The 24,087-nt window shown below is 71.7% G+C and carries 18 protein-coding genes; 8 read left to right on the top strand and 10 right to left on the bottom strand.

What is annotated here, in order from left to right; all coding sequences use genetic code 11:
- Positions 1-14: 14 nt before the first annotated feature.
- The 5 genes from DEJ30_RS10655 to DEJ30_RS10635 form a co-directional block, all read right to left on the bottom strand.
- Positions 15-869: a glycosyltransferase family 2 protein gene (locus DEJ30_RS10655; RefSeq protein WP_110861223.1), complete on the bottom strand. Its 855-nt coding sequence runs from the start codon at positions 867-869 to the stop codon at positions 15-17.
- Complete coding sequence (locus DEJ30_RS10650; protein ID WP_220032951.1) at positions 866-2,017, bottom strand: glycosyltransferase family 1 protein; 1,152 nt, start codon at positions 2,015-2,017, stop codon at positions 866-868. Before DEJ30_RS10650 ends, DEJ30_RS10655 begins: the two co-directional genes overlap by 4 nt.
- A 74-nt stretch (positions 2,018-2,091) precedes the next feature.
- Positions 2,092-3,111: a glycosyltransferase family 2 protein gene (locus DEJ30_RS10645; protein WP_181420096.1), complete on the bottom strand. Its 1,020-nt coding sequence runs from the start codon at positions 3,109-3,111 to the stop codon at positions 2,092-2,094.
- Between the two features lie 14 nt (positions 3,112-3,125).
- A complete protein-coding gene (locus tag DEJ30_RS10640) occupies positions 3,126-4,355 on the bottom strand; it encodes an ABC transporter ATP-binding protein (protein WP_110861217.1) in 1,230 nt (409 codons plus the stop codon).
- Between the two features lie 3 nt (positions 4,356-4,358).
- Positions 4,359-5,258 carry an ABC transporter permease gene (locus DEJ30_RS10635; RefSeq protein ID WP_110861215.1) on the bottom strand — a complete coding sequence of 300 codons (900 nt, stop codon included), beginning with the start codon at positions 5,256-5,258 and terminating at the stop codon, positions 4,359-4,361.
- A 370-nt stretch (positions 5,259-5,628) separates the two neighbouring features.
- On the opposite strand from DEJ30_RS10635, the gene DEJ30_RS10630 reads away from it, so the two are divergent.
- Entirely contained in the window at positions 5,629-6,027 is a 399-nt protein-coding gene (locus DEJ30_RS10630; protein WP_110861213.1) for a hypothetical protein, read from the top strand.
- A complete protein-coding gene (locus DEJ30_RS10625) occupies positions 6,027-8,540 on the top strand; it encodes a hypothetical protein (RefSeq protein ID WP_110861211.1) in 2,514 nt (837 codons plus the stop codon). Before DEJ30_RS10630 ends, DEJ30_RS10625 begins: the two co-directional genes overlap by 1 nt.
- Before the next feature lie 101 nt (positions 8,541-8,641).
- Here the strand turns inward: DEJ30_RS10625 and DEJ30_RS10620 are convergent, their stop codons facing one another.
- Positions 8,642-9,961, bottom strand: coding sequence for a glycosyltransferase (locus DEJ30_RS10620; protein ID WP_146238562.1), 1,320 nt, complete (start codon positions 9,959-9,961; stop codon positions 8,642-8,644).
- Here DEJ30_RS10620 and DEJ30_RS10615 point away from each other — a divergent pair.
- Both DEJ30_RS10615 and DEJ30_RS10610 read left to right on the top strand, forming a co-directional pair.
- Entirely contained in the window at positions 9,939-12,593 is a 2,655-nt protein-coding gene (locus DEJ30_RS10615; RefSeq protein ID WP_375231877.1) for a glycosyltransferase, read from the top strand. The genes DEJ30_RS10620 and DEJ30_RS10615 overlap by 23 nt on opposite strands.
- Positions 12,590-12,835 (top strand): glycosyltransferase, encoded by a 246-nt coding sequence (locus DEJ30_RS10610; protein ID WP_110861388.1) that lies wholly within the window; start codon positions 12,590-12,592, stop codon positions 12,833-12,835. Before DEJ30_RS10615 ends, DEJ30_RS10610 begins: the two co-directional genes overlap by 4 nt.
- 71 nt (positions 12,836-12,906) lie before the next feature.
- Here the strand turns inward: DEJ30_RS10610 and DEJ30_RS10605 are convergent, their stop codons facing one another.
- Positions 12,907-14,772, bottom strand: a complete 1,866-nt coding sequence (locus tag DEJ30_RS10605) for a hypothetical protein (protein WP_110861207.1) — start codon at positions 14,770-14,772, stop codon at positions 12,907-12,909.
- A 120-nt stretch (positions 14,773-14,892) separates the two neighbouring features.
- Entirely contained in the window at positions 14,893-16,194 is a 1,302-nt protein-coding gene (locus tag DEJ30_RS10600; RefSeq protein WP_110861205.1) for an O-antigen ligase, read from the bottom strand.
- 90 nt (positions 16,195-16,284) lie between these two features.
- Here DEJ30_RS10600 and DEJ30_RS10595 point away from each other — a divergent pair, with 90 nt between their 5' ends.
- Entirely contained in the window at positions 16,285-17,652 is a 1,368-nt protein-coding gene (locus DEJ30_RS10595) for a hypothetical protein (RefSeq protein WP_110861203.1), read from the top strand.
- Between the two features lie 37 nt (positions 17,653-17,689).
- Here DEJ30_RS10595 and DEJ30_RS10590 read toward each other — a convergent pair whose 3' ends face one another.
- Together DEJ30_RS10590 and DEJ30_RS10585 are read right to left on the bottom strand one after the other, a co-directional pair.
- Positions 17,690-19,069, bottom strand: a complete 1,380-nt coding sequence (locus tag DEJ30_RS10590) for an O-antigen ligase (protein WP_146238561.1) — start codon at positions 19,067-19,069, stop codon at positions 17,690-17,692.
- Positions 19,070-19,086: 17 nt separating this feature from the next.
- Entirely contained in the window at positions 19,087-21,231 is a 2,145-nt protein-coding gene (locus tag DEJ30_RS10585; RefSeq protein ID WP_110861199.1) for an acyltransferase family protein, read from the bottom strand.
- 45 nt (positions 21,232-21,276) lie between these two features.
- On the opposite strand from DEJ30_RS10585, the gene manA reads away from it, so the two are divergent.
- From manA to DEJ30_RS10570, 3 genes are all read left to right on the top strand, one after another.
- Entirely contained in the window at positions 21,277-22,485 is a 1,209-nt protein-coding gene (gene manA, locus DEJ30_RS10580) for a mannose-6-phosphate isomerase, class I (protein ID WP_110861196.1), read from the top strand.
- 55 nt (positions 22,486-22,540) lie between these two features.
- Complete coding sequence (gene galE, locus DEJ30_RS10575; protein WP_110861386.1) at positions 22,541-23,503, top strand: UDP-glucose 4-epimerase GalE; 963 nt, start codon at positions 22,541-22,543, stop codon at positions 23,501-23,503.
- 188 nt (positions 23,504-23,691) lie between these two features.
- Positions 23,692-24,024 (top strand): WhiB family transcriptional regulator, encoded by a 333-nt coding sequence (locus tag DEJ30_RS10570; protein WP_375231876.1) that lies wholly within the window; start codon positions 23,692-23,694, stop codon positions 24,022-24,024.
- Positions 24,025-24,087 lie beyond the last annotated feature (63 nt).

The following is a 24,087-nucleotide window of genomic DNA, read 5'->3' as shown; positions in this document are numbered from 1 at the left end:
GCCGCTGGCTCGCGCTACTTGCGCGTGACCCAGCGGGCTCGGAGCGACAGACCGGCGTGCAGCACCACACGGAGGGGCAACAGCCACCACGCCCGGTACTTCCGTGACAGGAACCGGTACGCGCTGCGGTGGTGCTCGATCTCCATCCGGCGACGGTTCGACGACGTCGAGTGCGCCCCGGTGTGGGTGACCACGGCGGTCGGCACGTACACGTTCGCGCGACCGGAGCGACCCACGCGCTGGCCCAGATCGACGTCCTCGAAGTACATGAAGTACGACTCGTCGAACCCGTCGAGCTGCCGGAACAGGTCGGTGCGGATGAGGAAGCACGCGCCGGAGAGCCACCCGGCCTCACGCTCGACGACCTGCGTCGTGGACCAGTACCGCTGGCTCCAGGGGTTGGCGGGCCAGAACCGCGAGAACGCCGCGTGGCCGAGTCCGGTCCGGAGCGACGGCAGTTGGCGCGCGGACGGGTACGTCTCGCCCTGCTCGTCGAGGATCCGTGGCCCGAACGACCCGCCCGTCGGCAGCCGGTCGGCGGCGCGCACGAGTTCGTCGATCGATCCCGGTGCGAGGACGACGTCGGGGTTCGTGACGAGCAGGAACTCGGGGCGGACGTCGGGCAGGACGTCGTCGAGGGCGCTCAGCGCGGCGTCGATGCCCCCGCCGTAGCCGCGGTTGCCCCCGGAGGACACCACGACGGCACCGTAGGACTCGCCGATCGCCCGCAGTGCGTCGAGGTCGGCCGACCCGTTGTCCGCGATCACGACGGCGACCGGCTCGGACGACGCAGCGGCGACGCTCGCCAGGAACGGCCGGATGGTCTCACCGGTGTTGTAGGTGACCGTCAGCACCGCGACCCGGATCACCGTGCACCCCCGGCGACGGCGGAGTACGCGTCGACGTGCACGGCCGCGGTGGCCTGCCAGGTGAACACGTCGGCACGCGCCAGCGCCGCCGCCCGGTGCGACGCCACGAGCGCGGGATCGTCGAGCAGCGCGGCCATCGCCTCGGCCAGTGCGGGAGCGGACGGCTCGGTGTACACGGCTGCGTCCCCGCCGACCTCGGGCAGCGACAACCGCCGGGTGGTCAGGACGCAGGCGCCTGAGGCCATCGCCTCGACGACCGGCAGGCCGAAGCCCTCGCCGAGCGACGGGTAGACGACGAACTCCGCGCCGCCGAGGTAGCCGGACAGGTCCTCGAGGGGCAGGTAGCCGGCCTCGATGACGCGGTCGTCCGGCTGCAGGGCGTCGAGCCGTGCGATCGCGGACTCGTCCCACCCGCGTGCCCCGGAGAGCACGAGCCAAGGGGTGTCCGAACCGGCGGCCGCTCGCGACGCCCGCACGGTGGCGTAGGCGTCCAACAACGCCGTGACGTTCTTGCGGGGCTCGATGGTGCCGAGGAACGCGATCCAGGGTGCACCCTCGGGCAGCGTCGCCGCGATCCGCGCGTCCTCGACCTCGGCGATCGACGGCTCGTGGAACACGGCACGGTCGACGCCGAGCGGTGCGACCCGGACGTCCGCGCGGATCCCGCGGACGACCCGCGCGGCCTCGGTCGCGGTGGCCGCACTCGGCACGATGACGACCGGGCGGGTGCGCAGCGAGCGACGGCTCCACCAGGTGAAGAACGTGCGCTTCAGCCGGGAGTGCCACTCCGGGTTCGAGAAGAACGTGGCGTCGTGCAGGGTGACGACGGATCCGCCGCGCCACCCGAACGGGAACGTGTAGTGCGGGGAGTGCAGCACCCGCGCGCCGACCCTGCGGCCGAGTGCCGGCAGGCCGGTCTGCTCCCAGAGGAACCGCAGCGGCACGGAGTCGGTCCACGCCGGCGCGGTGTGCACGGTGGCGTGCGGCGCCACGGCGCGGAAGTGCTCGGCGTGCACGGGTCGGACGACCAGGTGGACGTCGAGCGCCGGGTCGGTCAGGTGTGACACGACGCCGTCGACGTACCGGCCCACACCGCCGAGTTCGCGCGGTACCGCGGTCCCGTCGACGAGGACGGTGAGCTGCGGCACGCGTGGGTCCTTCCGAACGGGGGCGCCACGGTCGGGTCCGTCGGCGGGGGAGTGACCAGGATATCCCTCCGCGCTCATGCGCCCGGGTCCACGCTGCGACGAGGGACGGATGCGCGCCGCGACTCGCGGAGCCGGCGCGCGAGGTGCGACGGGAGCGCCCCGACGACGTCCGCGAACGCTGCCAGGACGAGCCGGGCCTCCCGGCGGGTGGACGCGGTGAGCAGTCCGCGCAGACCGCGGAAGAGGGTCCGGGCGCTCGCCCGCAGGACGGTCGGCCACGGTGCGTGCCAGAGCGCGACGACCATCCGGTTCCGGGCGTTGCGGAAGAGGAACAGGTCGCTCTGCACCCCGGACGACGCCGAGTGGTCGTGTTCCACGACCGCGCCGGCGGCGTGCTCGACGCGCCATCCACGTCGGCGGAGCCGCCAGGCGAGCTCGGTGTCCTCGTAGTACATGAACAGGGACTCGTCGAGCAGGCCGACGTCGTCCAGCGCGCTCCGCCGCAGGGCCGACGCGCCGCCGGAGAAGCCGAAGACGTCGACGTCGGCGACGCGGTCGACGGGCGCGAACCAGTCCCGGTCCATGCCGTTGCCGTCGCGGTCGACGCGGACGCCGGTGGAGTTCAGGCGGACCTCGCCGTCCGCCGACGGCGTCCAGGGACGGCCGTCGTGGTCGCGCAGCACGCGCGCGTCGGGGGCGGGTTCCGCACCGGCCGGGAGGCCCGTCCAGCGTCCGGCGAGCACGATGCGGCCCGTCACCGCCGCGACCTCCGGCCCCGCTTGCTCCAGGTGGTCGCGGAGCGCCGCGACGAAGCCGGGCGCGGGGACCGCGTCGTTGTTCAGGAGCACGACGACGTCGGCGTCGGTGTGCCGGATCCCGGTGTTCGCGCCGGCGGCGAAACCGCCGTTGTCGTCCCGCGCGATCACGACGGCGTCCGGCAGGTCGCGGCGGAGCACGGCGACGGAGTCGTCGGATGATCCGTTGTCGACGACGATCACGTCGTCGGCGGTGCCCTCGGCGAGCACGGCGCGGACGGCTGCGGTGGTCAGGTCGGCGCGGTTCCAGTTGACGACGACGACCGCGGTGCTGGTCACGCCGTCGGGGATCGTCAGGCCAGCTCCTCGATGGAGGGCTTCGCGTACACGCTGCCGACGGCGTCGCCGAACGACGGCACCTCGAACGAGTCGCACTCGGGCAGGTCGTGCAGGTGCCGACCCGCGGAGTCCATCATCGACACGTTGATGAAGTACTTGCCGGTGCCGAAGTTCGTGTCCGCGATCCGGAGGCGGAGCTTCTTGCGGCCGTGCAGCGGGTCGAGGTGGATGCCCATGATGCCGGTGGTGGTGCCGTACACCACCTGTCCGGCCGTGTTGTTGATCTGGACTGCGGCCTCCCAGTCCTCGACGCCGTCCAGGTGCTCGAACTCCATGTCGACCAGCAGGTCGTCGCCCGGCGTGACGCCGTCGCGCTGGCCCTTGCCGTCGGCGTGCACCGAGGCCGCGATGACCGTGCCGCGGCCGACCGCCACGTCGGCGCTGAGCTCACCGGCCCGGCGCTCCTCGAGGACGTCGCGGAACAGGCTGACCGCACCGATCGGGTCCCCGTCGTGCAGGACCTTGCCCTTGTTCAGGAGCACGACCCGGTCGCACATCTCCTGCACCTGGCTGAGGGAGTGCGTGACGATGATGATCGTCTTGCCCTGCTCCTGGAACGAGCGGATGCGGTCGAGGCACTTGCGCTGGAACGCCTCGTCACCGACGGCCAGCACCTCGTCGACCAGCAGGACGTCGGGGTCGGTGTGCACGGCGACCGCGAAGGCGAGCCGCACGTACATGCCGGATGAGTAGAACTTCACCTGGGTGTCGATGAAGTCGCCGATCCCGGAGAACGCGAGGATGTCGTCGAAGCGTTCCTCGGTCTCCTTGCGCGTCAGGCCGAGCAGGCTCGCGTTGAGGAACACGTTCTCGCGGCCGGACAGGTCCGGGTGGAACCCGGCGCCCAGCTCGAGCAGCGCTGCCAGACGACCGCGGCGCGCGACCGTGCCGGACGTCGGCTGGATGATCCCGCCGATGGCCTTCAGCAGGGTCGACTTGCCGGAACCGTTCTGCCCGATGAGCCCGACGGTGGTGCCGGCCTGGATCGAGACGGTGACGTCGTCGAGCGCCCAGAAGTCCTGCCGGTGCTTCCGGCCGGCACGGCCCAGGGTGACGATCCGCTCGCGGATGGTGTTGTCCTTGCGGACGACGAACCGCTTGCGGACGTGGTCGATGACGATGACGTCCGGGCGGTCGGTGTCGGCGCCGGAGGTCGCCGGGGCGACGGGGGTGCTGATGGCCATGGTCTAGAGCTCCTGCGCGAAGTTGCCCTGCAGCCGGGAGAACACCCGCTGCGCCCCGAGCAGGCAGAAGAGCCCGATCACGAGGGCGATGCCGAGGCGCATCATGAGGTGCGGGGGGTAGTCGACCGGCGTCGGGTGCAGCCAGATCGCGTTCTGGAGTCCGAGCACCGACAGGGTGAGCGGGTTGTTCGTGTAGACCGCCAACAGCCACTGCACCTTCAGCTCGGCGACGACCATCGAGTACGAGTAGACGATCGGCGACGCCCAGAGCAGCACCATCAGGCCGACGTCGATCACGAACTGCACGTCGCGCAGGTACACGTTGAGCGCGGACAGCACGAGCCCGATGGCCGCGCCGTAGACCAGGATCACCAGGAGCGACGGGATGAGGTAGATCAACCCCTCGTGCCAGGGGAAGACCCCGAGCACGACGGTCGCGGCGATGAGGATCGCGAACTGGATCAGGAAGTTGACCAGGGCGGCCCCCACGCTGGCGAGGGGGAAGACCTCGCGCGGCACGTAGACCTTCTTGATCAGTCCACTGTTGCCGACGATCGACCCGGTGGAGCCGGCGACGATCTCGCTGAAGAGCGTGTAGGCGGTCAGGCCGGTGAACACGTAGATCGCGAAGTTGTCGATCGCCCGTGACGAGCCGAGGATCTTGCCCATCACGAAGTAGTAGATCATCAGCTGGGTCAGCGGACGCACCAGCGTCCACACGAACCCGAGGGCCGAGTCCTTGTACCGCGCCTTCAGGTCGCGGCGGATGAGCATCCCGAGCATCTCGCGCTGACGGAAGACGTCGCGCAGTTCTCTCCAGGTGCCTTTGAAGGCGCTCGTCGGAGCGCCGATCACGACGAGGGGCTCCTTGGCGAGCGCCGTCATGCGGGCTTGGTCGACCATACGTCTCTTCGTTCGTGGGGGCAGGACCGGAACAGCATACTCATTGCACAGCGGGGGAACGCCGCGCGTCCCGTGCGCGGAACCCCTCGCGACTCCGCCCCCGTGCGGGGGCCAAAGTGCGCGAGAACAACTCTCAACCTTCACTTTGGGGTTACCGTTGACGCAACCCGGACCCTTGTCAACAACCACAGGACGGCCCGTCAGCATGCAGCTTGCTCCACGGTCGATCGCTGCGCTCGCGGTGGTCGGTGCTCTCAGTCTCTTCGCGGCGGGGTGTTCCTCCGGCGATGACCCCCGACCCACGCCCAGCGCGTCGCGGACGCCCAGCGCGACCCCGACGACGTCGCCGAGTGCGACCCCCTCGACGCCCGTGTCGACCCAGCCGACCGCGGAGCCGTCCGACGACGACGTCCCGACGGCGTTCCCCGGCAGCGGCGAGACCCCGCAGCCCGACGTCGACCCGGGTGACTTCCCGGCGACGGCGGTCGTCACGTTCTCCGGTTGGGATGCCGGCAGCAAGACGCTCCAGGCGGGCGGCCTGGTGTCCGGCACGACCGACGCCTCGGGGACCTGCACCTTCCAGGCGAAGAAGGGCGGCGTCACCCGCAGCGCGACGAGCACGGCCCAGGCCAGCGCCTCGTCCGTGAACTGCGCGCAGGCGTCGTTCCCCGCGAGCCAGGTGTCGACGGGCACGTGGTCCATCACCCTGCAGTACTCGGTCGGGTCGAAGTCGACCACGTCCGAGCCGATGACGGCGGAGGTGCCGTGATGCGTTCCATCCTCGACCGTGGCGGTCGCCGTCGACCCCTGCGCGCGGTGCTCGGCATGACCGCTGCCCTGGCGATCGCGGTGAGCGGCCTGACCATCGGCACGATCGTGTCCGAGCAGACGACGACCGAACCGGCCTCGGCCGCGGTCCCCGCCAACTTCGACCCGGGCAACATCATCAGCGACGCCAACTTCTACGACGGCGGCGCGATGAGCGGATCGGCCGTCCAGTCGTTCCTCAACAGCGTCGCCCCGAACTGCAAGCGCGCCTCCGGCGGCCCGGCCTGCCTGAAGGACTTCACGCAGAACATGAGCGCCATCGGGGTCGTCCCGAACCGGTGCTCGGCGATCCCCGGCGGCAACAAGTCCGCCGCCACGGTCATCGCCCAGGTGGGTGCCGCGTGCGGGATCAGCCAGAAGGTGCTGCTGGTCCTGCTCCAGAAGGAGCAGGGCATCGTCGCGACGAACTCGCCGACGAGCTACATGTACCTGCACGCCACCGGCTTCGCCTGCCCGGACACCGCACCGTGCGACCCGGCGTACTACGGCTTCGGCCAGCAGGTCTACGCCGCGGCACTGCAGTTCAAGCGCTACCAGGCGTCGCCGACGTCGTGGGCGTACCAGGCGGGCCGGAACAACTCGATCCTCTACAACCCGAACGCGGCGTGCGGGCGCAAGACGGTCTACATCAAGAACCAGGCGACGGCTGGCCTGTACATCTACACCCCGTACACGCCGAACACGGCGGCGATGTCGAACCTCTACGGCACCGGCGACTCCTGCTCGGCCTACGGCAACCGCAACTTCTGGCGGATGTACACCGACTGGTTCGGATCGCCCACCGGCGGGTCCTCGCCGATCGGGCACGTCGACTCGCAGTCCGGCGGCGTGGGCGGCACGATCACCGTGCGCGGCTGGACGGCCGACCCGGACACCACCGCCGCGATCAGGGCGCAGTTCTACGTCGACGGCGTCGGCAAGGCCTCGGTGATGGCGAACGCCAACCGCACCGACCTGGCCTCGCGCCTCGGCTCGGGCAACACCGCACACGGCTTCCAGACGACGCTCACGGGCATCACGCCGGGCAAGCACACCGTGTGCGTCTTCGGCATCAACGTCGGCGCGGGCGCGAACACGCTGCTCAACTGCGGTGACGTCACCGTCCCGGCCGCGGCCCCGGTGGGCAGCCTCGAGACCGTCACCGGCGGCACCGGCACGATCGCGGTGAGCGGGTGGGCGCTCGACCGGGACTCGTCCGCCGCGACCGCCTACAAGGTGCAGGTCGACGGTGTCGGCGCGATCTCGGCGACTGCCGACGTCCAGCGGACCGACATCGCCGCGAAGTACCCGGGTGCCAGCAGCACGGTCGGTTTCTCCAGGACGATCCAGAACGTCGCGGCGGGATCGCGGACGGTGTCGCTCTGGACACAGGACAAGCCGGGTGCGACCTGGGTGCGCGTGGCGCAGAAGGCCGTCACCGTCACGGCGTCGACCGGGACCTCCGGCGCCGTGAAGGGCTCGTTCGAGTCGGCCACCGGCGGCATCGGTTCGGTCGCGCTGAAGGGCTGGGCGATCGACCCGGACACGTACGCGTCGGTGCGGTACAAGGTCCACGTCGACGGTGTCGGAGCGGCGGCCGGCAGTGCGAGCGCTGCGCGCAGCGACGTCGCGAAGTCCTACCCCAAGTGGGGATCGTCGCACGGCCTGGCGACCACGCTCACCGGCCTCACGCCCGGCAAGCACACGGTCACCCTCTGGTGGCAGGACCTGCCGAGCGGCACCTACGTCAGCGCCGGGACGAAGACCGTCACGGTCGCGGCCCCGCCGTCGACCGGCACCACCGGCAAGACCGGTGCCGTCACCGGCTCGTTCGAGCAGGCCACCGCCGGTCCGAACACCGTGGCCCTGAAGGGCTGGGCGATCGACCCGGACCGCTACGACCCGGTCAGGTACAAGATCCACCTCGACGGCGTCGGTGCCGCCGCGGGCAGCGCGAACGCGGTCCGCGCGGACATCGCCGCCGCCAAGCCCGGGTGGGGTGACGACGTCGGGCTCGCGGTCACCCTCACGGGCGTCAAGGCGGGCACTCACACGGTGACGGTCTGGTACCAGGACCTGCCCGGTGGGAACTACGTCAGCTTCGGCACGAAGTCGGTGACCGTGAAGGACGCCGTCCCCGCACCCACCGGCAAGACCGGAGCCGTGTACGGCGCCTACGACGCCGCGACCGGCGGCCGGGGGACCGTCGCCGTCAGGGGCTGGGCGATCGACCCGGACACGTTCGCCCCGGTGAAGTACAAGATCCACCTCGACGGTGTCGGCGCGGCCTCCGGCAGTGCGAACGCGGTCCGGACCGACGTGGAGCGGGCACACCCGGGATGGGGTTCCGACGTCGGTCTGGCGACGACGCTCAGCGGCGTCAAGCCGGGCAAGCACACCGTGCGCATCTGGTACCAGGAGCTGCCGGGCGGGGCCTACAAGGACTTCGGCACCAGGACGGTGACGGTCTCGTAGCGGGTCCGGGACGACGGAACGGGAGGCGCGGTGCCAGCTGGCACCGCGCCTCCCGTTCCGTCGTCGTCCCGTCCGGGGCGCACGCAGCCGCGGGAGCGGTGTCAGCCGCGGCGCCGGAGGGCTCGTGCCACGCCGCCGAGCCGGTCGAGGGCACGGAACTCGGCGGAGTGGGTGAGGGCGTCGTACCGGGTCGCGATCGCGTCACGCTCTGCCTCGGCGCGCCGTCGCGCGGCCTCGGCGTCCTGTCGGGCCCGGTCCAGGACCGCGACCGCCTCCTCGGACACGATGAGCCGGCGGTTGATGTCGTCGACCCCGGCGCGGTGCACGTCGCGCTCCTGCTCGGTCGCGCGCAGCACCTCGCGCTGCAGCGTCGCCCACCGCAGCAGCGGGTGCCGCGTGCCCGAGCGGGTCGCTGCACGCTCGAGCGCGGCGTCGAGCGACGGAGCGACCTGTTCGGCTCGTCGGGCGTACGAATGGCGTTCCACGACCACGTTCCGGAGCCGTTCGGCGCGGTCGTCGCGCTCGTGGGCCGGCATGGCGATCGCGCGCTCGAGCGAGGCGGCGTCGGTGAAGACCGGGACGTCGGCCAGGCCGAGCTCGTCGAGACCGAGCGCGCAGTTCGTCACCGGCAGCGCGCCGCACGCGAGCGACTCGTACAGGCGTGAGTTGAGGGTGCCGAACTCGGCGGCCGGCGCGATGACGTCGTCGACGACGAACGCGGCAGCCCGGTAGACCTCGGGCAGGGCGAAGTACGACACCGCCGGACGGAGCTCCACGCCCGGGGCGGCGTCGACGTGCTCCACGTTGGCGGCGAACCAGACGACGGGCTCGGCCGGTGCCACCTGCTGCAGCACGTCCTGCACGCCGCGCCTGGCACCCCAGAAGTTGACGGTGGTGACGGCGCGTCCGGTCCGCGGGCCGGGCGTCCCGTCCACGTCGGGCCGGAACAGGTCGAGGTCGACGCCGATCGGGACCACCTCGACGGGGACGTCGACCACCTCGGACAGGGCGTCGCGGGCGATCGAGGACGACGCCCACACGGCGTCGAACTCGGCGAGGGAGGGCGACGATGCCCACTGCGCCGTCCAGTTGCGCACCCACGCCACCGTGGCGGTCCGGGACGGTACGAGCCCGGGGACGAACGACTCGATCATGCTGACGAGCACGGTGGTGTCGTCCGGGACGTCCTCCGCCCAGCGGCGCATCGGCCACAGGTCCACGCCCCAGCCGTGCGCACGCAGCGCCCGGGCGAGCCCGAGCGCGACGAACAGGTCGCCCTTGCCCTCGGTGGTGTCGTCCGTCGACACCGCGAAGCGGATCGTCCCCCTGCTGCCCGTCGCGTGGTCGCCACGAGCGATCGCGTCGTACTCGGCGGCGAGCGGGGACGGAGCGGGGGCCGTGGGGATCGAGTGGTGCGTCACGGTGCCCATTGTGCCCGACCCGGGCGCGACCTCCGCCGAGCGCCGTGCTGCGCCTTGTAGGGTGTTGTCGGCCGTCGGGCATCCTCGACGGCCGGATCACCGACCCGTGCCGCGCCCGCGGCTGCAGCTGGAGGAACTCGCCGTGACAGAGCGCAAGCCAGGAGTCGTGTCCGTCGTTCTCGTGAACTACAAGGGCACGGACGACACACTGACGAGCATCGCCGAGCTCCGGAAGCAGGACTGGCCGCAGGACCGGCTCGAGGTCATCGTCGTCGACAACGGCTCCGGCCCCGAGCACGTCGGACGGCTCAAGGCCTCCGACCTCGACTTCACGTTCGTGGACTCCGGTGCCAACCTCGGGTTCACGGGCGGCTGCAACCTCGGCGTCGAGCACTCCTCCGGCGAGATCGTGGCGTTCCTGAACAACGACGCCCGTCCGGACACCGGCTGGGTGCGCGAGGCGATGGCGACCTTCGCCGCCGGCGCCGACATCGGTGCCGTGGCGTCGAAGGTCCTCGACTGGGAAGGCGTCAACGTCGACTTCACCGAGGCCGCGATGACCTGGTACGGCATGGGCTACAAGCCCTTCGCCGGGTCGCCGGACACCGGCCGCTGGGAATCCGAGACCGACGTGCTGTTCGGTACGGGTGCGGCGATGTTCATCCGCGCAGAGCTGTTCGAGCAGCTCGGCGGCTTCGACGACCGCTACTTCATGTTCTACGAGGACGTCGACCTGGGATGGCGGCTCAACCTGCTCGGGTGGCGCTTCCGCTACCAGCCGAAGTCGGTCGCGTTCCACAAGCACCACGCGTCGATGAACAAGTTCGGCGACTTCCGCGAGACCTACCTGCTCGAGCGCAACGCGCTCTTCACCCTGTACAAGAACCTCGGTGACGAGCAGCTCGCGGCGGCGCTGCCGGGATCGCTCGCGCTGGCCGTCCGCCGGGCCGTCGGCCGCGGTGAACTCGACTCCACCGAGCTCGACCTCCGCAACCCGGGCGACGACAGCGTCCCGACCATCCCGGTGCCGAAGACGAGCATGGCGGGCATCTACGGCGTCGACCAGTTCGTCGAGCAGCTGCCCTCGATGACCGAGTCGCGCCGTGCGATCCAGGCGAGCCGTGTCCGCAGTGACCGCGAGCTCCTCCGCCTGTTCGGCAACCGCGACGAGCCCGCGTACCCGATCGAGAACTACCTGGCCGGCTACGACAAGATCGTGCACTCGCTCGGCGTGCTCGAGGTCGGGACCCGTCGTCGCGTCCTCATCATCACCGGCGACTCGATCGGCGAGAAGATGGCCGGACCGGCGATCCGCGCCACCCAGATGGCGAAGCAGCTCGCGAACGAGCACGACGTGCGCGTGATCAGCCTCACGCGCTCGTCGCAGATCGACCCGTCGTACGAGGTCGTCACCGTGCCGCACCGCCACCCGCGGCAGATGGTCGAGCACGAGGCGTGGGCGGACGTCATCATCGTCCAGGGCCACGCGCTCCGGCTGTTCCCGGTGCTCGAGTCGACGCGCAAGATCCTCGTCGTCGACGTCTACGACCCGTTGCACCTCGAGCAGCTCGAGCAGGGCCGCAGCGACGACGTCGACCAGTGGAACCGTCAGATCCTCGACGCCTCGGACACGCTGAACCACCAGCTCGAGCTCGGCGACTACTTCATCTGCGCCTCGGAACGGCAGCGGATGTTCTGGCTCGGCCAGCTCGCCGGGTCCGGGCGGGTGAACGCCCGGACGTACTCGCGCGACCCCGACCTGCGCTCGCTCATCGGCGTCGTGCCGTTCGGCCTCTCCTCGACGCCGCCGGTGCACGACCAGCAGCGGGTCAAGGGCGTGGTGCCGGGCATCGGCAAGACCGACAAGCTCGTCGTGTGGGGTGGCGGGATCTACGACTGGTTCGACCCGATCACGCTCGTCCGCTCGATCGGCCGGCTCGCCGAGCGGAAGCCGAACGTCAAGCTCTTCTTCATGGGCGTGCAGCACCCGAACCCGGACGTCCCCGAGATGGACATCGTCGCCAAGGTGCGTGCCGAGGCCGACGCCCTCGGACTCACGGGCACGAACGTCTTCTTCAACGACGCCTGGATCCCGTACGAGGAGCGCGGTGCCTACCTGCTCGAGGCCGACGCCGGTGTCTCGACGCACTACGAGCACCTCGAGACGACGTTCTCGTTCCGCACCCGGATCCTCGACTACCTGTGGGCCCGTCTGCCGATCGTGACGACCGCCGGTGACTCCTTCGGTGACCTGGTCGCTGCCGAGAAGCTCGGGATCGCCGTGCACGAGCAGGACGTCGACGGCCTCGCCGACGCGCTGGAGACCGCGCTCTTCGACAAGAAGGCCCGCGCCGAGTTCATCGGCAACGTCGACCGCATCCGCGAGCAGTTCACGTGGGAGAACGTCCTCGCGCCGCTCGTCGAGTTCTGCCGGAACCCCGTCCGCGCGGCCGACAAGTCGGTGCGCGACACCGTCTCGGCCGTCGAACCGCACCAGATGCGCGTGCGTGTGCCCGAGCGCAAGCCGCTGTCGGGCGTCCGCTACGACGTCGGCCGTGCTGTGCACTACTTCCGCACCGAGGGTCCGCGCAGCGTCGCGGGCAAGATCAAGCGGCGCCTGACGAACCGCTGACGCCGGCACCGGCACTGGCACCGGCCTCGGCCCTCGTCGACGTCCCGACGTACGACGAGGCCGAGAACGTCCGTGCCGCCGCGGCGGCCGTGCTCCGGGCGGTGCCGACGGCGCACGTCCTGGTGGTCGACGACGGCAGCCCCGACGGCACGGCCGGGGTGGTCCGCGACACCGCGTCGACGGACCCGCGGTGGCACCTGTTCGAGCGCAGCGGCAATCGCGGCCTGGGCACGCGTCGCTGACGCACCGGTGCGACGGACGGGAGGCGCGGTGCCAGCTGGCACCGCGCCTCCCGTCCGTCGCCGGCCGCGTCTCAGACGCAGCTGACGTTGAAGTCCTGGCTCCCGACGACGTACTGGGCCATCCGCACCTGGCTGCCCGCGGTGAGGCCGCCGGCCGAGCACGCCTTCTGGGCGGCCGCGACGCCGTCTGTACCGACGGCGATCCAGCTCGGCAACCCACGGAGCGTCGAGGTCGTCGGGACGGTCCCCACGATCTGCCCGAACTGGTAGGCGGTCGAGTAGATGCCGATGGTCGAGACGCCGGCGGACCGGAGCGCGGCGACCATGCCCTCGACGTCGGCACGGTTCTGCGTCTGGTGGTCCTTCGCGTCTGCGGCACCGAGCCACGACAGCCCGGTCTCGACGTCGATCCACCAGCGGTACGACGCGGGGTTCGGGACACCACGGGTGTTCGCAGCCTCGTAAGCACGGGTGTAGCCGTACATGTACGAGCAGGCGCTGTTGTAGGCGCCCTTCGTGCAGGTGCCGTAGGGGTTCATGACGGTACGGCCCGCCGGGTCGGTGTTCGACGAGGGCCACACCGAGGCGTCCCTGCCGGGGTTCGCGGCGAGTGCGTAGAGCTGCGCCTTCGGCTGTGCGGTCCCGCCGGTCGACGCCGCGGCCCACGCGAGCTGCTGCGAGAGGGAGGGGTTCGTCTGGTTCGGCAGCGAACCGTTCACGCCGACGATCCCGAACGCCTGGCCGACGGGGTAGTCCGACGGCGAACCGCCCTGCGGCCACGAGACGTCGGCGCCGAAGCCGGTCCCGCTCGAGCCGTCCAGGAAGTACCCGGCGACGTCGAGGTGGAGCTGTGCCGAGCCGCGCGAGACCTTGGCCTGCACCCGGCGGTCGACGCTCGACCCGGTGACCTTGGCCATCACGAGGTTCGCGACGGGCCGTCCGGCGCCGAACAGCTGCGTCGCCACCTGGGGGTCCTGTCCGGCCGGCGTGACGCGCAGGTACCCGGCCGTCGTGGGCTTCGTGACCTCGGCGTTGGCGACGACGGCGGTCGCGGTGCCCGGGACCCCGGCCACGCCGGAGAGCCGGAGGGTGCCCGCGGTCGTCGACACGGCTCCGGCGAAGGCGCGCGTGGTGTCGATCGGCACGAACACCGAACCGGTCGACGCGTTCGAGTAGTACCCGGCGACGTCCATGAAGACGGTCCCCGAGCCCTTCGAGAGCTTCACCTGCGCCGCACCACCGACGAGCTTCACGATCGCGAGGTTCGACAGTGACTGCCCGGCCGAGTACAGCTGCGTGACGACCTGTGGGTCCTGCCCGGCGGGCGTCACCCGGACGTACCCCGCCGTCGTCGGCCCGCTGACCTCGACGTTGACGGCGACGGCCGTGGCGTCGGCGGGGATCCCGCCGCGGCCGGCGAGCGGCACGGGGACCGGGGTGGTGCCGACCGGGCCGCTGAACACGCGGGCGGCGTCCAGCGGTGTGTACGTCGCGCCGGCGCCGTCGGCGTAGTAGCCGGCGACGTCGAAGTACCCGTTCGCGGTGCCCGCTGAGAGCTTCGCCTGGATCGACCCGTTCACCAGGCGGACGGTCACGAGGTTCGCGATCGTCTGACCGGCCGCGAAGTCCTGGGTGGCGACGGTGGCGTCCTTGCCGGCCGGCGTCACCCGCACGTAGCCGGCGGCGGTCGGCTTCGCGACCTCGACGTTGACGACGACGGCGGTCGCGTTCGTCGGCACCCCGGCCGAACCGGCGATCTTCACGGCCTTCGGCGTGGTGCTGAGCCCGCCGGACCACACGCGCGTCGTGTCGATCGGCGTGTAGCGGCCGGTCGCCGGAGCTGCGGCGTCGGCCGCGGTCGCAGGTGCGACGACGGCGATGCCGGTGGCGACGAGCGCGGTGGTCAGGACGAGAGCGAGGCGGCGGTGCAGACGCATGTGGTGCTTCCTTGACGACGAGGACCGTCCCCCTGACGGTCCCGGGCAGTCTAGGGGCACCCGGTGACGGGAGCGCGTTCGACGGTGCAGTGGTGTGTCCATCGGCACACGCCCCGCCGATCAGGTGCGGGGCAGGTGCCGACGCCACGACCGACGTCGTGCCGCGATGACGAGGACGGCCACGAAGACCATCAGGCCCGCGCCGTGCAGCAGGTAGCTCTCCGCCGTGCTGGTGACCGCGAGGAGTACCAGGACGGCGGCCGGCCACACGTAGGCGACGCCGGGGAACGTCGTCGCCGTCACCCAGGCGCGTGCGAACGCGAGCACGGCCGTCAGCCCGAGGATGATCGTGCCGGCGAGACCGATCTGCAGCCACGCGTCGATGAACGCGTTCAACCCGGACGTGAACCGGTGCCCGGCGGGGTCGATGAAGGTGACGTACGGGACGACCGCCTCCCGGGGCCAGGTCCCCACCCAGCCCCAGCCCTGGATCGGGTACTGGCCGATGAAGACCCGGATCTGCGACCACAGGTCGAGCCGCGTCGCGGTGCCGCCCGCTGCGCCGATCTCGGCGAGGACCCGGTGCCGGGCGAGCACGGCGACGGCGATCATGAGCAGCACCGTCCCGCCCAGGACGCCGTTGACCACGGGCCGTGTCGTCGGGCGGGCGTGCCGCAGCGACCACAGTGCGAGGGCGGTGACCGCGAGGGCGATCATCGCCAGACCGGTGATGGGTGACTGCACCAGCATCAGCGCGATCACGGCGAGGGCGACGGACCCGATCGCCCGCCAGGTGGTCACCGAGCGGGTGAGGAACTCGACGACGAAGGTGACGAGCGCCATCGCCGCGATGAACCCCATGAAGTTGCGGGTGCCGCCGATGCCCTGGATCGGGCCGCCGTAGGCGATGGTGCCCTGGATCCCGAACGCGGGGATCGGCAGGTCGAGGACGAGCCCGGACAGGACCTCGAGGCCGAGCGCGGCGACGAGCAGGATGCGGAAGGCGTCGCCGGACGCCCGGATGAGCTGCACCAGGTCGCGGCCGAGCGCCAGGTACAGGCCGAGGCCGATGAAGCAGACGGTGCTGACGAGCCCCCGCAGGGCGACCCACGAGTACTCGCTCCAGAGCACGCTCAGGGCGCAGTAGCCGACGAGGGCCAGGAGCGACAGCGGGAGGACCCCGTGCCACTCGATGCGGTAGCGCTGGCCGAGCAGGCTGAGCCCGGCGAGGACGACGAGGGCGACGAGCACGGCCCAGACCCCGGCACGGCCGACGAGCGCCTCGACCGTCGGCTGGCCGAAGGCGAACAGGACGATGACCGTCGCGAACGCCTGGCTGAACCGTCCACCGGCGGAGAACCCGACCCACGCGGAGAGGTAGCGGCGCGCGAGCACACGCTTCGTCAACCGTCCGTCCGTCACCCGACCATCTTGGCGCACGCACCTCGGAGCCGGGCATCGCGGAGCGTCGATATCGCTGATCCGCGATGAACCGGCTAGCGTCGTCCGACGATGCAGCGCCCCGCGAGCACGACCTCCCGCCCGTTCCACGCCCTCGGCGTGGTCGGCGCCGCACTCCTGGTCGGCGTCGCCGTGGCCGCGCTCACGTGGTGGCGACTCGGTCCGGCGACCCGGGGGACCGTGTGGGCGGAGGACGGCGGCGTGTTCCTCCGGGAACGCCTCGCCCTCGGCCCGGTCGACTCCCTCCTGCACCCGTACGCCGGGTACCTGCACCTCGTGCCGCGGGTGCTCGTCGACGTCGCCTGGTCGCTGCCCGTCGAGGAGTACGCCCGGGCGCTGTCGGTCGGCGCCTGCCTGGTCGTCGGGGCTGTGGCGGCGACCGTGTTCGTGCTGTCCCGCGGTGTCGTGCCGCAGTGGCCGCTCCGTGCGCTGCTCGCCGCGGTGCCCGCCCTGCTGCCGCTCGCCCCGTTCGAGATCGCCGGGAACGCCGCGAACCTCCACTGGTTCCTGCTGTTCGCGGTGCCGTGGCTGCTCGCGTACCGGGCACGGACCTGGTGGGGCTCCGCCGTCGTCGCCGTCCTGACCGGCCTCGTCGTCCTCTCCGAGCTGCAGGCGGTGCTGTTCCTCCCGCTCCTCGGGCTCGCGTGGTGGCCGCCGCGTGATCCGTCCGGAGCCCGGGCGTGGCCCCGCGCCGTCCCGGTCACGGTGGTCGCCCTGACAGGCGGCGTCGCACAGCTCGTGACGGCGTCCACCGACCACCGGCCGCGCACCGCGGGCACGCCGGCGATCGCCGACGTGATCGCCGGCTGGGCGCTGCAGCCGGTCGCCGGCATCTGGAACCCCGACGTCGGAGCCGCCGTCCGCTCCGTGGTGACGCACGGCTGGGGCGTCGTGGTCGTCCCCGTCCTGCTCGTGACCGCCGTGCTCGTCGCCGCCGTCGTGGTCGCGCACTGGAGAGCCCGGTGGATGATCATCGCGCTCGCCGTGGCGTCCGGCGGTCTGTGGTGGGCGGCGCTGCTCGCCAACGGCGGCGAGGCGCAGCCCTGGGCGGCGCCGACCGTGACCCTCGCGGCCGTCCCGCCGCTGCGCTACGCCGCGGCGTCCGGTCTGCTGCTGCTCGCCGGCGCAGTCGTCGCGGCGAGCGTCCTGCTGGGGGACCAGCCGAGGCGGAAGGCCCCGGGCTCGGCACCGACCCGGTTCGTCCGCCTCCTGACCGGCTGGTGCGTCGTCGCGGTGGTGGTCGTCGCCACGCTGGGCAACGTCGGGCCGGGCCCGACCCGCCGGAGCGATGGTCCGGTCTGGGCGACACAGATCCCGGCGGCGGTCGCGGCGTGCGACGGGGACCCGACGGGCGCGGTCGCCGTCCGGAAGGCGCCGTGGTCGTCGCGAGTACCGTGCGGGCGACTGCTCGGGCGCTGACGGCCCCGGTGCACTCGATCAGCGTCCGACGGCGCGGTCAGCGCCCGCTCGGCAGCCGGAACTCGCGTCGTGCGGCCGGGGTGCGTGGGCCGTCGCCCGTGGAGTGGGGTTCCTCGCCGACCAGGACGATGCGCGTCTTGATCGCGATGAGGGCGAACAGCACCCAGTTGCCCTGGTAGAGCAACCGGGACTCGGCGACGGACTGCACGAGCAGTGCGACGACGACGAGCAGCGGAAGCAGGGACACCGGGTCGAACGGCCGTGGGACCTGCGTCGCCTCGTACCCGATGCGGGTCGCCGACGACCACGAGCGGTTCAGGGTGGTCAGGACGTACACGGCGAACAGGACCAGCCCGATCAACCCCGTCTGCATCCACACGTCCAGGTACGCGTCGTGGGCCTGCAGGTACGTCACACCCTTCCGGTGCGCCAGGTCGGCCAGCGTCGGGATGCTCGGCCACCAGTACCCGATCCAGCCCCACCCGAGCACCGGGTGCTGATCGACCAGACCGAGGACGCGGTCCCAGATCAGCCCGCGGCCCGTCGCGTCGGCACCCTTGCCGAGCATCTCCGAGACGGCTCCGCTCGCCGCCGACGAGACCACGGCGACCACCGCGGCGCCGAGCAGGACGACCAGGTACCGCGGGGTCCGCCGCTCGGTCGGGACACTCCGGATCCACAGCGCGACGACGAAGACGACCACGACGACGAGCGCCGCGACGAGCACGGTGGACGACCGCGTGAGCGCGAGCACCAGGGCGGCCAGGACCAGCCAGCCGACGGCACGGTTCCGCCGGATGCGCCCCTCGGCGAACTGCACGGCGACGGCGATGGCGACGAGCAGGGCCACCATGGCGAGCAGGTTCGCGTTGCCGGGCAGACCCTGGATCCGTCCGCCGGTCAGGAGCTCGGCCCGCGAGAAGTAGAACGCGTCCGGGATGTCCCGGTCGCCGTAGTCGGTCCAGACCGGCACGATCGGATGGCGCACGACCACGGCGACGAACGCCTCGAACAGCAGCGAGACCAGCAGCACCCAGCGCAGGGCGAGGCTCAGCGCGTCCAGGATCCGGCGCCAGGTGAGGGTGGACGCGACGGCGAAGGCCACCGCGACGCAGATCACCTGCGCGGTGATGCTGGCGAGCGTGGCGAGGCGCCAGTGCGACCACGCCACCGAGACCAGGCACCAGCCCAGGAAGAACCAGAGCGCCCAGGGCGTCCGGACGATCGGCGGACGCGCCCGGACCAGGATCGAGACACCCCACGCGGCGACGAGCGCCCAGAGGACCGCCCCTCCCACCCACGTGAGCGTGTTGGGGACGGCGTCCCCGGCGAAGAGCACGAACAGCAGGGTTGCCCCGAAGGAGAACGCCTCGCGCTCGGGGACGGTCCCGCGGGACAGCGGCCAGGTGTTCGTCACGACGTCAGGGTACGTGCTCATCGACGGCCGTCGCCGCCGAACGTGTCGAGTGCGCCGGCGATCTCGTCGCCGAGGTACGGGGCCAGGGTCACCGCGAAGGTGTTCGTCAGGTGGGTCCTGTCGCGGTGCACGAGCACTCCGCCGATGACCGCCGGGCAGATCGTGTCGGTGCAGTAGTAGCGCGACAGGTCGATCAGGCGCGCCTTGTCCGGCATCCGGGCGACCGCCTGCTCGGAGCCGTCGAACAGGGTGAAGCCGACCGATCGGCTGGAGTCGCACTCGTCGGTGGTCGGTCCGGACATCTGCCCCACGCAGGCCACGACGTCCGGTCGCGCGCCCGGGTTGTCGCGCAGCGCCACGATCGGGATCCCGACGTCGGCCGCGGCCTGCCACGCCTGCACCAGACCCCCGACGACGGCGTCCTCGTCGGACTCGCCGGCCGCCGGCACGACCGGCCCGTTGCCGGTCGAGTGCGTCACGATCACACCGTCGAGGTCCGGGTGGGAGCGGAGGTACGCCATCGCGTTCTGCTTCCAGGCGTTGCAGTCGTCGACCTGCTTCTGCGAGCTGGCACCCTGCACCGCCGTGGTGAGGTAGCAGCTCTGGTGCCCGGCGACGTCGATGCGCCAGTTGCGCGCCTCGGCGATCTTCTCGTAGGTGTCCACGAAGACGTTGTTGTGCGAGTCGCCGATCGCGATGAGGTGCTTCGTGTAGCCGGACTTCGGGCCGAGCGCGCAGACGTTGAACGCGCTCGAGTCGTTCGACCAGCACGCCGGCCGGTTCGAGTCGTCCTCCAGGGCGTTCGCGGGAGCGGGGACGCGGACCTCCGCGAGCGCCGGGTTGACGCAGGGATCGGACGACGAGATCAGTGCGGCAGCGCCGAAGCACCGGACGTCACCGGTGCTCAGGCGCTCCTGGAACTCGGCCGCCTGGACCTGCTGCACGTGCAGGGCGGTGAGCGACGCGGCGCCGAGCGCCACGACGAGGGCGGTGCTGACGACGCCGTAGAGCGCGACCCGACGCGGGCGGAGCGACCGCACCCGTGCGGAGAACCGCAGGGGTTCCTCGATGCCGAGCGTCGTCACGGCGGCGATCACGACCGAGCCGACCAGGATCGCGACCCGGTCCTTCGTCGTGAGGTCGTGGCGGAGCACGATCGGCAGCAGGACGACCGCGGGCCAGTGCCAGAGGTAGACCGCGTACGAGATCCGGCCGAGGAACGCGACCGGGGCGGACCGGCCGACGCGCTGCAGGCCGGAGTGCCCGCCGAACAGCACGACGAGCGTGGCCGACACGACGGGCAGGGCCGCGGCGATGCCCGGGAACGGCGTCGACGCGGTGATGGCGAACAACGACACCACCAGCCCCGCGGCGCCGAGCCACGCGCCGACGATGCGCACCGACCGCGCCGGCGTCGTCCGTGGCGCCGTCAGGGGGAGGGTCGCGGCGAGGCCACCGAGCGCGAACTCCCACGCCCTGGTCGCCGTCGAGAAGTACGCGACACCCGGGGCCGTCTGCGTCTGGATGACGCTCCACGCCAGCGACAGCACGACCACGGCCCCCAGGAGCACCCGCGTGACGGTGACCGGGTCGGCACCCGATCGGCGCATGCGGCGAGCAGCCCACAGTGCGGCGAGCAGGAGGAGCGGGAGGGCGATGTAGAACTGCTCCTCGACCGACAGCGACCAGAAGTGCTGGAACGGCGACGGTCGGTTGCCCTGCGCCAGGTAGTCGACCGAGTCGGCTGCCAGCTGCCAGTTCTGTACGTACACCGTCGACGCGATGAGCTCGCGTCCGTACTGCCCCCAGAGCGCGCTCGGCACCCACAGCAGGACGGCGGAGCCGGTCGCGACGATGGTGATGAACGCCCCGGGCAGCAGCCGTTTCGCCCGGCGCGCCCAGAACCCGGCGAGCCCGATCCGGCCGGTGGCGGTGAGCTCGCGGAGCAGGTGTCCGGTGATGAGGAAACCCGAGATGACGAAGAACACGTCGACGCCGACGAACCCGCCGGGCAGACGTGCCGGCCAGAGGTGGTACAGCACGACCGCCAGGACCGCGAACGCACGGAGCCCCTGGATGTCCCACCGAGTCGGGTCGGTCGATCGGGGCGACGAGGTGCGGAGGGATCCTCGGGTCGGCGGCTCCACCGTGCTTGCAGACATCGCGGAGATTCTAGTGTCGCGCGCCGCGCCGGTAGGCTCTGGCCCATGTTCCTCGGCATCACGAACACCCCCCGCGACTACGCCTGGGGCTCGGTCACCGCGATCCCGGAGCTCCTCGGCCGCACCGTCACGGGTGCCCCGCAGGCGGAGCTCTGGCTCGGCGCCCACGCCGGCAGCCCCAGTGTCGTCGTCAACCCGGCCATGGTCGGTGGAGCTGACACGCTCCGCGACTGGATCGCCGACGAGCCGGAGACCGCACTCGGTCCGGACCGCACCGGCCTGCCCTTCCTGCTCAAGGTGCTCGCGGCGGCGGCACCGCTCTCGCTGCAGGCGCACCCGACCCCGGAGCAGGCGGAGGAGGGGTTCGCCCGCGAGGAGCGCGAGGGGATCCCGCTCGACGACCCGGCCCGCAACTACAAGGACCCGTTCCCGAAGCCCGAGCTCGTCGTCGCGCTGAGCGAGCGCTTCGAGGCGCTGAGCGGCTTCCGCCCCGTCGAGGAGACCCTGGCCGAGGTGCGCGTGCTCGACGCCGGCACCGGACGGCTCGGTCCGCTCGAGGTGCACCTGCTGCACGGGCTCGAGGACACCGTCCGCTGGCTCGAGACCGCCGACGAGTCCGCGCTCGCCGTGGTGCAGGCCGCGAGCGACCTGGCCGTCTCGCTCGACGACGACCTGCTCACCCCGAACACCGCGACCGTCCGCGACCTGGCGACCAGCTGGCCCGGCGACCCCGGCATCGTCGTGTCCCTGCTCATGCACCGGGTGACGCTCGCCGCGGGGCAGGCCATGTACCTGCCCGCCGGCAACGTCCACGCCTACCTCGACGGGCTCGGCATCGAGCTGATGGCACCGTCGGACAACGTGCTGCGCGGCGGGCTCACGCCGAAGCACGTCGACGTGCCGGAACTCCTGCGGGTGCTCGACTTCACCGCGTACCCGGCCCCGGTCCTCGAGCCCGAGCGCATCGCCCCGGGCGTCGACCGGTTCGCGCCGGCCGGCGTCGGGTTCGCGCTGCTGCGGGTGGACGGCGACGGCCGCCCGGCGGGACTGAGCACCGGCGGCGTCGCCCCGCTGGTCGGCCCGTCGATCGCCGTGTGCACCGAGGGTGTCGTCACGCTGGTCGGCGCGCAGTCCGCCACCCTGCTCCGCAAGGGCGAGTCGTGCTTCATCACGCCGGACGAGGGCGACGTGACGGTCGAGGCGGACTCGTCGGACGGCATCACGTCGACCGTGTTCATCGCCACCGGCGCCTAGGGGCCGGACCGGCACCGCCACCGGGGCGTCGCCGACGTCCGCTAGCGTGGCGAGCATGAGTTGGCTGGTCACCGGCGGTGCCGGGTACATCGGGTCCCACGTCGTCCGAGCACTGCGCTCGGCCGGCATCGACACGGTCGCGTTCGACGACCTCTCGAGCGGTTTCCGCGCGTTCGTCCCGGACGACGTGCCGTTCGTCGAGGGCACGATCCTCGACGGCGAGCTCGTCGCACGCACTCTGCGCGAGCACGAGGTCACCGGCGTGGTCCACGTCGCGGGGTTCAAGTACGCCGGTGTCTCGGTCGAGCGTCCGCTGCACACCTACGAGCAGAACGTCACCGGCATGGCGACCCTGCTGCGCGCGATGGCGGAGACCGGCGTCACCAAGGCGGTCTTCTCGTCGAGCGCTGCGGTCTACGGCACGCCGGACGTCGAGACCGTGGTCGAGTCCACCCCGAAGAACCCGGAGTCGCCCTACGGCGAGTCGAAGCTCATCGGCGAGTGGCTGCTGCGCGACATGGAGGTCGCCGCGGGCTTCACGACCACGTCGCTCCGGTACTTCAACGTCGTCGGTTCGGGGGAGCCCGACCTGTACGACGCCAGTCCGCACAACCTGTTCCCGCTGGTCTTCGACGCGCTGCTCGCCGGCCGCACCCCGCGCATCAACGGCGACGACTACGCCACCCCCGACGGCACCTGCGTGCGCGACTACGTGCACGTCGCCGACCTGGCGCACTCGCACGCGGTGGCCGCGCGGAAGCTCGAGGCGGGGGAGCCGCTCGAGCGCGCCTACAACCTCGGCAGCGGCGACGGCGTGAGCGTCCGCCAGATCATGGACGCCATGGCGGCGGGCACCGGGATCGCCTTCGACCCCGAGATCGCACCGCGGCGCCCCGGCGACCCGGCACGCATCGTCGCGACCGGTGAGGCCGCCGCCCGTGACCTCGAGTGGGCGATGCGGCACTCCCTGGACGAGATGGTGTCGAGCGCGTGGGAGGCCCGTCGCAGCGCCTCCTGATCGCCTGAGGACGCGTCGGTTGTCCCCCGGAAGGCCCACCCGTGCGGCGCGACACGCCCAAACGGGGGACATGACACGCTGGAGCGGTCAGTGCCTTCTATGATCCGCGACTTGACTCAGGCGAATGACACCGCTGTAATTACAGGCAACGGCCGCAAGAGTTGGGGTTCGTTGTCGAGGCGGCAGGGGTGATCAGGGTGAACGGTTCCGAGTTCCACGCCGGAGTTCCGGAGGACTGGCACGTCGATCCCGTGGCGCTCGGCGTCCCGGGTGTCCGACGTCCGGAGTCCGACGACGAGGAGAACCCGCTCGCCTGGCAGGTCGACTCGCTCTGCGCGCAGACCGACCCCGAGGCGTTCTTCCCCGAGAAGGGCGGCTCCACGCGCGAGGCGAAGAAGATCTGCACCTCGTGCGAGGTCCGGGCGCAGTGCCTCGAGTACGCGCTCGAGAACGACGAACGCTTCGGCATCTGGGGCGGCCTCTCCGAGCGCGAACGCCGCAAGCTGCGGAAGCGCGCCTGAGCGGTCACGGCGTGCCAGCGCCGTGCGAAGGTGCGCCGAGGAGCCTGCGACGAGGACGCCGGG

The organism is Curtobacterium sp. MCPF17_003, from assembly GCF_003224385.1.
GTDB lineage: Bacteria > Actinomycetota > Actinomycetes > Actinomycetales > Microbacteriaceae > Curtobacterium > Curtobacterium flaccumfaciens.
Note: the sequence above shows the minus strand (reverse complement) of the source record. Positions and strands in the feature narration are given on the sequence as shown.